8 protein-coding genes are annotated in these 11,988 nt (G+C 43.4%); 4 read left to right on the forward strand and 4 right to left on the reverse strand.

Features of this window, described 5'->3' with window-relative positions; genetic code table 11:
* Nucleotides 1-37: 37 nt before the first annotated feature.
* Nucleotides 38-1,753, reverse strand: a complete 1,716-nt coding sequence (gene recJ / locus DW036_RS09360) for a single-stranded-DNA-specific exonuclease RecJ (protein ID WP_044266215.1) — start codon at nucleotides 1,751-1,753, stop codon at nucleotides 38-40.
* 223 nt (nucleotides 1,754-1,976) lie between these two features.
* On the opposite strand from recJ, the gene yaaA reads away from it, so the two are divergent.
* On the forward strand, nucleotides 1,977-2,741 hold the full coding sequence (yaaA, locus tag DW036_RS09365) for a peroxide stress protein YaaA (protein ID WP_118464266.1): 765 nt from the start codon (nucleotides 1,977-1,979) through the stop codon (nucleotides 2,739-2,741).
* Nucleotides 2,742-2,754: 13 nt separating this feature from the next.
* Here the strand turns inward: yaaA and aat are convergent, their stop codons facing one another.
* The 3 genes from aat to DW036_RS09380 are packed head-to-tail and all read right to left on the reverse strand — an operon-like array spanning nucleotide 2,755 to nucleotide 5,951.
* Nucleotides 2,755-3,393, reverse strand: a complete 639-nt coding sequence (gene aat / locus DW036_RS09370) for a leucyl/phenylalanyl-tRNA--protein transferase (RefSeq protein ID WP_118463497.1) — start codon at nucleotides 3,391-3,393, stop codon at nucleotides 2,755-2,757.
* Nucleotides 3,394-3,397: 4 nt separating this feature from the next.
* Complete coding sequence (locus DW036_RS09375) at nucleotides 3,398-5,626, reverse strand: AAA family ATPase (RefSeq protein ID WP_118463500.1); 2,229 nt, start codon at nucleotides 5,624-5,626, stop codon at nucleotides 3,398-3,400.
* Nucleotides 5,627-5,642: 16 nt separating this feature from the next.
* Nucleotides 5,643-5,951, reverse strand: a complete 309-nt coding sequence (locus DW036_RS09380; protein WP_118463503.1) for an ATP-dependent Clp protease adaptor ClpS — start codon at nucleotides 5,949-5,951, stop codon at nucleotides 5,643-5,645.
* 810 nt (nucleotides 5,952-6,761) lie between these two features.
* Between DW036_RS09380 and DW036_RS09385 the strand changes: the two genes are divergently transcribed.
* From DW036_RS09385 to DW036_RS09395, 3 genes are all read left to right on the forward strand, one after another.
* Nucleotides 6,762-7,736: a phosphatidylinositol-specific phospholipase C gene (locus DW036_RS09385; protein ID WP_118463506.1), complete on the forward strand. Its 975-nt coding sequence runs from the start codon at nucleotides 6,762-6,764 to the stop codon at nucleotides 7,734-7,736.
* 106 nt (nucleotides 7,737-7,842) lie between these two features.
* Complete coding sequence (locus DW036_RS09390; RefSeq protein ID WP_118464268.1) at nucleotides 7,843-8,670, forward strand: ROK family protein; 828 nt, start codon at nucleotides 7,843-7,845, stop codon at nucleotides 8,668-8,670.
* A gap of 159 nt (nucleotides 8,671-8,829) precedes the next feature.
* Nucleotides 8,830-11,976, forward strand: a complete 3,147-nt coding sequence (locus DW036_RS09395) for a TonB-dependent receptor (protein ID WP_118463509.1) — start codon at nucleotides 8,830-8,832, stop codon at nucleotides 11,974-11,976.
* The last annotated feature ends 12 nt before the right edge of the window (nucleotides 11,977-11,988 follow it).

The following is an 11,988-nucleotide window of genomic DNA, read 5'->3' on the forward strand; positions in this document are numbered from 1 at the left end:
GTTATGCTACATAACTTAACTCTCAACTTTCAATTTATTAATTAGGTTGAATATCCTCTATCTGCAACTGTACTTCGCCCCGTTTATGGGTATTCTCTTCAATGGTGTAGCAGATATCAAACGAACGCTTGGTTTTGATGAAACGTACATGCGAACTTTGTCCGAAGGCGATGCCGTTCATTACATTATTCGATTTGTTGTCTACCAGTTCCAGCTTGATATGCTCCTGATCACGCCCCACTACTTTACTGGTACCGTAATCATAGACATTATGCGTACAGAATATCGGTTTCGGATTATCCGGACCATAAGGATTGAATTTCTTCAGGTCACTAAAGAATTTCGGAGAAATATCCCTGAAATCTATCTCTGCATCGATATTTATGACCGCACTTGTCTGTTCCGGCAGGATGTTCTGTGAAACGAATTCCTCGAAGCGTTTGGTAAAGGCGGGAACATTCTCCACTTTCATCGAAAGACCGGCTGCATAGGTATGACCACCGAAATTTTCCAGCAGGTCACGGCAATATTCAATCGCCTTATACACGTCAAAGCCTGATACGGAACGGGCGGAACCTGTTGCCATATCGTCCGTACGGGTCAGCACCACTGCGGGGCGATAATAAATTTCCGTCAGGCGGGAGGCAACGATACCGATAACACCTTTGTGCCAATCTTCGTTGTATAACACGATAGAACGGCGTTCGGCAAGTCCTTCCAGATCAGCTACAATCTGGTTGGCTTCCTCGGTCATGGTCTTATCGAGATCTTTCCGGGTTTCGTTGTATTGATTGATTTGATTGGCTTTTTCCAAAGCCATGGAGAAATCCTTCTCAGTCAGCAGGTCGACGGCTTCTTTTCCATTCTGAATACGTCCGGAGGCATTGATGCGCGGGCCTATCTTGAACACGATGTCGCTGACGGTAATATCCTTTTCCGTCAGTCCGCATACGTCGATAATCGCTTTCAAACCTACGCTGGGATTACTGTTCAACTGTTTCAATCCGTGGAAAGCAAGTATCCGGTTTTCTCCCATGATGGGAACAATGTCCGAAGCGATACTTACGGCAACCAGGTCGAGCAGTGGAATGAGGTGATGGAACTCGATGCCATTACTGATGGCAAATGCCTGCATGAATTTGAAGCCTACGCCGCAACCGGAAAGGTGCTCGTAAGGATACGTATTATCTAAACGCTTGGCGTTCAGGATAGCGGCGGCAGGAGGGAGTACATCGTCGGGCACATGGTGGTCGCAGATGATGAAGTCAATGCCTTTTTCTTTGGCATAGGTTATCTCTTCTACAGCCTTGATGCCGCAATCCAGTACGATAATCAATCCTACACCGGTTTCTGCGGCATAGTCTACACCTTTGGTAGATACCCCGTAACCTTCGTTGTAGCGGTCGGGGATGTAATAGTCAATGTTCGAATAGAACTGTTGAATAAACTTGTAGACCAGTGCCACTGCGGTAGTGCCGTCTACATCATAATCACCATAAATCAGAATACGCTCTTTCTTTCCCATTGCCTTATTAAGGCGCTCCACGGCCACATCCATGTCTTTCATCAGGAATGGGTCGTGCAAGTCGGGCAACTGCGGACGGAAAAACTTCTTGGCATCCTGTGCCTTCGTTATTCCCCGCTGCACCAATAATCCGCCAAGAATCGGGCTAATCCCTAATTCTTGGGCCAACTTTTGGCTTGTCTCTGCCTGTTCGGGTGTAATGGGTTGATAATTCCATTTGTGAGTCATTTTATATATTGTTTTTTCCTTTTTTCAGTCTCGTGGTTGGAAGAGGTTTCGTTTCTTTCGGGAAAAGCCTGTATTTTTCCAACAAGGCGTAAAAGTACGAAAAAGTATGGAAACAGAGGAAGGTTATGCGGAAAAACTTTGCGCAAAACTTTTTCATGCGAGCATGAAAGTTCTACATTCGATTTGCATTATCTTTGTTTCCCAAAAAAACTTTGAACGTGATATGTTGACATTCATCTCTTGTGCCAAAACGATGACGGCACGCACATCTGTAGGAGTCCCTGAAATAACTGTTCCGTACTTTCAGGCGGAAGCAGTACAGAATGCCTTGGATATGGGGCAATTTTCAGCTGCTGACCTGGAACGTCTGCTACGTATAAATTCCAAGATTGCCGCTGAGAATTATCTGCGCTATCAGGATTTCTTTTCGGAGGCAAATTCTGCGATGCCCGCTATCTGTGCCTATACCGGTGCGGTGTTCAAACGTATAGTACCGAACGATTTTTCCGAAGATGATTTTCGTTACGCTCAAGAACACATGCGCATCACTTCCTTTCTGTACGGACTGCTTCGTCCGCTGGACGGGATAAAGCCTTATCGTCTGGAAGGGGATGTACGCCTGCCCGAAAGGGGAGGGATGACTATGTTTGATTACTGGAAACCTTTGCTGACGGATTATTTTATAGCGGATATCAAACGTCAGGGTGGTATACTCGTTAATCTTGCCAGTGGTGAGATGAGAGATCTGTTCGACTGGAAGCGAGTAGAAGAAGAAGTCCGTGTCATTACTCCCGAATTCCAGGTATGGAAAGGCGGGCAGCTAAAGACAATTGTGATATATGCCAAGATGTGCCGCGGAGAAATGCTACGCTATATTATTAAAAATCGCATTGAAAATCCCGAAGACTTGAAAGCATTTACATGGGAGGGCTTCGCATACGATGAGGGACGTAGTACGGATGAACATTTGCAATTTACGCTGGTGTGACCAGCGAAGGTAGTTATGATTGCAAAAGCTCCATATATTCTTCGTAGCTGATATATCTTCCTCCCATCGATTTCAGATGGGGAGTTTCGAACTGGCAGTCTATCAGTACGCCGCCATGCTCTCCGAAGAATTGTGCCAAGTGGATGAGGGCTAATTTGGATGCACTGGGAACCTGTGAAAACATACTTTCACCGAAAAAGCAGCGCCCCAAGGTTACTCCATAGAGTCCGCCTACTAATTGTTCCCCCTCCCATATTTCCACGCTGGCGGCAAAGCCCTGTTCATGCAGAAGTGTGTAAGCCTCTATCATCTCCGGACCGAGCCAGGCGCCTTCCATATCCATCCTCAGTTCTCCGCACTTACGGATGACTTCATCGAAAGCCTGATTGATAGTGACATCGTACTTCCCTTTGTTTATGAGCGTCCGCATAGAGTGGGAGATATGGATTTCGTCGGGGAAAATGACGAAGCGTTCCAGCGGGCACCACCATTGTATCATTCCCTCCTGAAAAGTGTACCAGGGGAATATCCCGTTGGAGTAAGCCAAGATGAGGCGGTCGGTCGACAGGTCACCGCCCACTGCCAGCAATCCGTCCGGATCGCCGTAGCGCGGATCGGGAAATGTAATTTCGTCAGTTAGTGCAAAGACCATAATATCACTTTGTTGAGAGTTGCAGGACTAACTGATCTTTGTCTACCTGTATGCAAGTTTTACCACCGGATTTTAAGGAACCGAATAAGATTTCGCGCATCAGGAGTGGTTTCAGATGTGAAGCTATCACACGGTCCATTTCGCGGGCGCCATATTCGGGCAGGAATCCACGTTGCAATAACCAGTTGCGGGCTTCCGGACTCAGTTCCATCTCTATCTGGCGTGCGGCAAGTTTGCTGCTTAGCTCTCCAAGCTTCTTGTCGAGGATCAGTGAGGCCATTTCCCGGCTCATGTCGTGGAAAACAACGGTAGCGGACAGGCGGTTGATGAACTCCGGCTTGAAAGTCTTCTTGACTTGTTTCAACATGGCTTCCCCGGCTGTAATCTGACTGCTGAATCCGATGGATGCCTGACGGGCAAATTGTGCACCGGCATTTGAGGTCATGATAAGTACTACGTGGCGGCAGTCGGCTTTTCGTCCCTTATTATCCGTAAGAACGGCATAGTCCATCACTTGCAGCAGAATGTTGAATACATCGGGATGGGCCTTTTCTATCTCGTCAAGCAGCAGCACGCAATTGGGAGTTTTGCGGATGGCGTCGGTTAATAAACCACCGTCTTCATAGCCTACATATCCGGCGGGTGAACCGATTAATTTGGCTACGGTATGCTTCTCGGTATATTCACTCATATCGAAACGTTGCAGGGAAATACCCAGTTCGGAGGCCAGCACTTTGGCTACTTCGGTTTTACCTACTCCGGTAGGACCGACGAAGAGCAGGCTTGCCAGCGGTTTGTTTTCATCCAGCAGTCCGGCTTTGGACATTTGTACGGCTTCCACTACTTGGCGGACCGCCTCTTCCTGGCCGTAAATTTTGGCACTGATACGTGCATGCAAACTTTCCAGTGAGGTGGTATCTTCTTCTTTCATGGCGAGTGCATCTACTTTGCAGATACGGGCGAGTACATCGGTTATCAATGTCTTGTCTACAATTTGCTCTCCGGAAGGTATAGGGTGAATTTCGCGGTAAGCTCCTGCTTCATCCACCAGGTCGATAGCCTTGTCGGGCAGAAAACGGTCGCTGATATAGCGGGCGCTCGCTTTGACGGCGTAAGGGATTACATCAGGTTGATAGGTTACTCCATGAAATTCTTCATATTTTTCTTTCAGTCCTTCTACAATATGGATGGTTTCCTCAATGCTTGGTTCAAGTATATCTATTTGTTGGAAACGACGCACCAACCCTTTGCTGCGGGCAAAGTAACGGTTGTATTCCTCGTAAGTGGTAGAGCCGATGAAACGGATGTCTCCGCTTTCCAGATAAGGTTTCAGCATATTGGATGCATCCATGGAGCCGTCTCCTGTACGTCCGGCACCTATCAGATTGTGTATCTCGTCGATATAGATGATGGCACGTCCTTCATTGCGGATACCTTCCATAATGGTTTTCAGGCGTTTTTCAAAGTCACCCCGATATTGCGTACCTGCCAGTAGAGTACCTAAATCCAGTTCATAGATACGGCAGTCGAGGAGTCGTTCGGGGACCTCACGTGCTTCGATGCGGGCAGCGAGTCCGTAAGCGAGGGAGGTTTTGCCAACACCCGGTTCGCCTACATGCAACGGATTGTTTTTCTCTTTGCGACAAAGCACCTGGATGGTTCGTTCCAGTTCAGCTTCCCGTCCGATGAGTGGATTATGGTCTTGCAGACAGTCATTCAGACAAGTTACAAAGCTTCGCCAGGGCTCGTTTTTTTCCTGTGGAGAGGTTTGCAGATTGTCTTCTTCCTCCACTTCTTCATATCGGGAGATGAGTTGGCTGATAAATTCGGGTAGCTCTTCTTCAAGAGCTTCTTTCAGGATATGGCATGCCCAGGAGTCCTTGAGCTGGAGCATGCTTTGTACTAAATGGGGGACGTTCAATGCTTCAGCACTTGAATAGTCTATCATCAGATAGGCATGTTGTATCAGTTCGTTGAGCTGGGTTGAAACTTCCAGTTCATAATCCATGTCTGCGGGAACGCTTTCCAGTTCTTCCGTGAAATAATTCTCTAAAGAGAAAGCAAGTTCTTGGGTATCACAGAAACACATATTTAAAGCATTGGCAAAGGGACTCTGTTCCAGAAATGCACTCAGCAAATGCTCAGGTGTGATAAATTCATGGCGATAAGATATCGCCTTTTTTTGTGCATAGGTGAATGCGCTGTTCACATGCACTGTATTTTGTATATCCATAATCTTCTTCTAATTCTTATTCTTCTTCCGGTGCAATGGTGAGCCGGAGTGGGAAATTTTCTTCGCGTGCCATGCGGGTGGCTTTTTGTACTTTCGATTGTGCAATGTCGTATGTATAGATGCCTACCACTGCCGATTGACTCTTGTGTACCTGTAACATCAGCATTTCTGCTTCTGCTGCCGATTTAAAGAATACGGTAGTAAGTATCTTGACGACAAACTCCATCGTGGTGAAGTCATCGTTATAGATGATCACCTTGAAGTGCTGCGGTTCGCGCAGGTCTGTACGTTCCTTTTCTTTGAAAGATGATTGTTGCTGTTCCATAATGGGGGCAAATTTATGAAAAAAGAGGCGGATTAAGGCTGTATAAGTTCATCAAATGTATATCGAATATAAGCGATTGTCAAAATGACAAAATGTTAATCCTGATGTCCCACGTTCCTTTGTTTTGTATGAAGAGAGGGTGTGATGTAGATAAACGCAGGGATTTCCGATTTGAGTAACGCTTTCTGATACAGAAGGGGGTAAAATGAGAAACTTTGGAGGGCTTATTTGTCTTATTGGATTCTTCTTGAATGCATATCAGAGATATTTCTTTTCAAAACGTTTGCTGGTTTCTGTTGCTTGTTCCCTTTGAAATAGAAAAATATCACCTGCTTTTGGGAGGGACTACACCCTTTTTAGGTGATGGTATCACCTTTTTAGATGAATGGTATATTCATATGAAGCAAAAGGTGTAGCCTTAGCAAATAAAAGATTGCTTGTTTTTGCAGAAAAGATAGTCTGTTTAGGAAGAAAAGACCGTGTAATTGTATCGAATAGACCATTTGTTTGCCCCAAACAGATGATGTAAATCATAAAAATGGCAGGTATAATCTTCTAGAAGGTACTATTTATTAAAAACACTTGTCATTAATAATAAGAAAAATAAGGCTTTTGTCTTGCGAAAAGAGATATATGGTGTCGCTTTGAAACGTTCCGTATTTTCTTCATATAGAAATGTTTCTGACCGGAGAATGTGTGAAGATCAGTATCATATTTACGCAAAATGAAGAACTAAATACGCAATTGAGGACAAGAAAGGAAAACCAGCCCTTTATTTTTGCACTTACCAAAACTTTAAGATGATATACTATGGAACGAAAGTATTTACGACTTTTTTATGTGTTGGCTTTGATTGTGTTAATGCTGAATTCTTGGGCTTGTACCGGGAATGGTAATCTTCAAGGTACGCAGAGTGGTATTGACAAAAAGGAGTGGATGAAATTTCTTCCGGATACGCTTCCCGTGTGTAAGATATCTATTCCTGGTACGCATGACAGTGGTACCATTAAAGGTGGTCCCATGTTGCAGACACAGGTCGTAGGTATTCCTGAGCAACTACAACAAGGCATTCGTGCTTTCGATATCCGTCTGGAAAAGAAAGATAATAAGTTAGGAGTATTTCATAGTTATGCTTTTCAGGATACATATTGGGAGGATGATGTATTGCCTGCTTTTATAAACTTCTTGCAAGAGCACCCTTCTGAAACTTTGATTATCTCACTGAAAATGGAAGGAGGTAAATTGGAGGATTATGCCTCTCTACTGTCAGCTTCTTTGAGTAATCCTGAACACCTGGATTATTTCGTTTCAGACTTTAATCCAGAGCTGATACTAAAAGAATGTCGAGGAAAAATTCTCTTTCTACATAGAGATCATGCAATGGATTGTTATCCGGGAGCTGCCTGTGTCGGGTGGAAAGATAATAGTACGTGCCAGTTCACTCTCCGTAACAAAGATGGGAGGGAGGGGTATGTATTACTTGAAGATGAATATCAATACGAGTCGGGTAAGGATGCTAAACAGAAAATAAAGGCATGCATCCGTAATTTAGACAGAGTATCTGCTGAACCCGTTTCTGCACGCCGATGGGGAATTACTTTTGTAAGTGCTACTGGTCTACCTTTGGGAACACCTATTGTTTTTGCCAATAAGGTTAATACCCCGGTGGTCAATTATCTGAAGAATACTAATAAGCAAAACTGTGGCATTGTTTTCATTGACTTTGTAAATAAACAAGGAGGAATGGATTTGGTAGAATATCTCATAGGCAGTAATATTCGGTAGTGACTGAATGTTTACGCAAAATGAAGATTTAAATGCGCATTTGAGGACAAGAAGGAAAATGACACTCCTTACATTTGCAAATATTAAAAACTTAAAACTATATACGATGAAACTGGCAATTGATCTCGGAGGAACCAATATCCGGATAGCACAAGTAGAAGATGGTAGATGCCTGAACAAAGTGTCGGTACCCTGTCTCGCGCAAGCTGATTCTTCTACGGTACTCGGACAACTTTTTCAGCTTATTGAGAGAGTGATGAACGGACGGATAGACGGTATAGGTATCGGTGTACCCTCAGTTGTAGATCCGGGAAAAGGCATCGTCTATAACGTGGCAAACATCTCTTCTTGGAAGGAAGTTCATCTAAAGGCCATTTTGGAAGATAGGTTTAAAGTACAAGTGGCTATTAATAATGATTCCAATTGTTTTACGTTGGGCGAAAAGAAATTCGGTACGGGGCAAGCTTATGCCAATATGGTGGGGGTTACTATAGGAACCGGTATTGGTGCAGGTGTCATCGTTAATCATCATCTGTATGGTGGAGAGTATGTAGGCGCTGGTGAAATAGGTGCATTGCCTTATCTGGACTCTGACTATGAACATTATTGTAGTAGTTTCTTCTTTAAACGATATGGTACTACTGGGGAAATTGAGGCTAAAAAGGCAAAAGAAGGAGTAAAGGAGTCTTTGGAATTATGGAGACAATTTGGAATACATATGGGTAATCTTCTTAAAGTGATATTATTTACATATTCTCCTCAGGCTATAGTCTTAGGAGGAGGTATTGTATCGGCCTTTTCACTCTTTGACGGAACAATGAGAGATGAAATAAAAGGATTTCCTTATAATGTTATATCAGATAAGGTGGAGGTGATAACTTCACACTTGAAGGATGCCAGTTTGCTGGGGGCTTCAGCACTGTTTGAGGAGTAAATTCTTATTGTCAGTCTTTGAAAACGGTTTAATCAAAACTTCTTTTATAGAGAATATTGTAATTAAAATATATTATACATGTATGGTGGTGTTGCAATACTGCCTTAGACCTTTGTGGCAGAATAGAATCTTATATTATTAACTTTAATTTCTTAATGCATGGAACAAGTAAATCTTAGAATCTATCGAACGATTCTTACCTTATTGTTAGGATTGTTCTTGTCGGTGGGTGCTTCTGCACAACAGACTTTAGTGAAAGGGACAGTGAAAGATCAAACGGGTGAACCAGTGATTGGTGCTAATGTTTTGATCAAAGGAACCTCTACGGGAGTTATAACGAATTTCAATGGAGAATTTTCCTTATCGGGAACTAAGGGTGACATATTGGTCATCAGTTACATTGGTTATACTACTCAGGAAGTTCCGGTTTCGGAAAAGCCCATGATGATTATTCTGAAAGAAGATACGGAACTTCTGGAAGAAGTCGTTGTATTGGGTTATGGTGCAAATACACGTAAGCAGGATTTATCAGCTTCTGTGGGTGTAGTGAGTAATGCAGACGAATTGGCAGCCCGCCCGGTAACTTCTACTGAAGGTATGTTACAGGGACAATTGGCTGGTGTTACCATCCAGGCTGACGGTGGTGACCCGACTTCATCTCCCAGTATCGTAATTCGTGGTCAGGGATCACAAGACGGCGATAATGTTCTTTGGGTGGTTGATGGCGTACCCGGCGCACCCATTTCTTCAATGAATGATATTGAAAGTATTGTTGTATTGAAGGATGCTGCTTCCGCAGCTATTTATGGAGCACAATCCGGTGCGGGCGGTGTAGTACTGGTGACTACGAAAAAAGCTAAAGAAGGTAGACCTTCACTGTCTTACGATGGCACTTTTGGTATACGTCAGGCTACCAATCTGATAAGTCCTCTAAATGCAGAGCAGCAGATCGAGATGCGTAAACTTTCATATGCTAATGCCGATATGACTCTGCCTATCGGTTGGGATGTATCAAGGAATCCTTATATAGGAACTACGCGTACGGACTGGATGGATGCTATTTTCCGTACAGCATTCTATCAACGCCACAATGTTGCTTTGAATGTCGGTACAGAGAATTACTCAAACCGCATTTCTCTTGCTTACGATAATGACGAAGGTGTTTTAATTAATACTTTCAAAAAGAACCTCTCGCTCCGTTATAACGGTAAAATGAAATTGAACAACTGGGTGAGCATCAGTGAAGATTTTGTATGGCAGAATACATCAAGCCGTTCTAAAGATACGGACAATGATGCCTATACCGGCCCTATCCTTTCGGCTATCTATATGCCTGCAAGTGCTTCTATCTATAATCCGTTGGATGGAAGTTATGGTGGTGTTACCACAGAAGACCCTGCATATATAAAGCAGTATGGTTCCAACTTCTCAGATATTCATGGGGATGCTGTGAATCCGGTACGTTTACTTGAAGCAGAAAATCTGTATAACAAGACGAGTGATGTGTGGAGTACTACCAGTCTGGATATTGCTAATGTGATTCCCGGATTGAAGTTTACTAGCCGTTTCACTTACAATATGAAGAGCAATTATTATAAGAAGTTCAATCCTATTCGTGATGAAGTAGGCAAACCGGTTTTGTCGAACAACCTCCAGGAGACGACTTATCGTACTGATGCGTGGAAAACAGAAAACACCTTAACTTACGATAAAACATTTGGTGAACATACTATTGGTGCATTGTTCTCTACTACGGCTGATCATTTTGAAAGTCGTGGGATGGAAGTGACAGGTAAGGATTTTGCAGACGAATCCGAATTCCTGCAATATCTGGCGTATGCGGGATCCACCACAGCATCCGACTATTTGACTGGTCCCGATGCCAATGTATCCTTGATTGCCCGTTTGGCCTATTCATACAATGACCGTTATTTCCTGACTGCTTCATGGCGTCGTGACTATGCAGGCCGTTTGCCGAAAGAGAATAATTATGGTGATTTTCCGGCTGTTACGCTTGGATGGAAAATCTCTAACGAAAAGTTCTTCAAGAAGAGCGATTTCATTAGTTTGCTGAAACTGCGTGCGTCTTGGGGACGTGTAGGAAATTTAGGATCTATCGGTTATAATTATAAGTCTGCTTTGTTGAGTAAAAGCATGTGGACTGAGCAGGCACAATATGGTCCGGAATCAAATAAAATTTGGAGTACCCTTATTTATAACTCCATTGCATTGAATCCCAATCTGACTTGGGAAACTTCAGAACAGACCGATTTAGGTTTGGATGTGGAGATGTTTAAGAATCGCCTGTCTGTATCATTGGATTATTTTGATAAACGTACTTTCAATTTGATCCAGAAACAAACGATGGACTGGCCATCTACTATTGGTATCGATGCTATGTTGGTTAACCAGGGTGAGGTACGCAACCGTGGTTTCGAAGTTCAAGTAAACTGGAATGATAAAATTAACAAAGACTTTTCTTATTTCGTATCGGGTAATTTCTCTTATTTGAAGAATTGGGTCTCTGATATAGGTGTGAAGAATGCGGATGGTACTCCGGGTGTATGGACAAACGACAAGAGATTCCGTAATATACCTTACGTAATACAGACTGCTGAGGGTGAACCTTTGAATTCTTTCTATCTGATTAAGACGGATGGTATTTTCCAGAGTGATGCTGAGGCTGCCGCTTATGTAAACGAGAAAGGAGAACGCATCCAACCGAATGCTCAAGCTGGTGACCTGAAATTTGTGGATTACAATGGTGATGGTAAGATAACTGATGAAGATCGTCAATATATGGGGAATGCAACTCCTAAAACGACTTTCGCTTTCACATTGGGACTTACATGGAAAAAACTTTCTTTTAGTGCAATGTTCCAGGGTGTAGGTGGCGCACAGGCTATGTATGTAGGAAAATATATGTTGTTGAGTGATGTGGAAGGTAACTTCAATCGTTCCAGTGAAATTCTGAATGCATGGAGTCCTTCAAATACTGGTTCTGACATTCCACGTTTGTCAAAAAATGACCCGAATGGTAACTTCAGCACTGCATCCGATTGGTATCTGGAAAATTCTTCTTATTTGCGTTTGAAGAATGTAACTCTTTCTTATGACCTGAGTGATGTATTTCGTAAGTGGTCTCATCTGAATGAGCGCAACAGCCGCTTATCTGTTTATTTCAGTGGTGAAAATCTTGCTACCTTTACAGGATATTCGGGTATGGATCCCGAATGCGGTGGTTGGGATGCTTTGAAGTATCCGGTATCACGTGTACTGTCTGTTGGTGTGAAATTGACTTACTAATAACTAATAGAG

Origin of the sequence: Bacteroides sp. AF39-11AC, from assembly GCF_003474285.1 — a bacterium.
Taxonomy (GTDB): domain Bacteria; phylum Bacteroidota; class Bacteroidia; order Bacteroidales; family Bacteroidaceae; genus Bacteroides.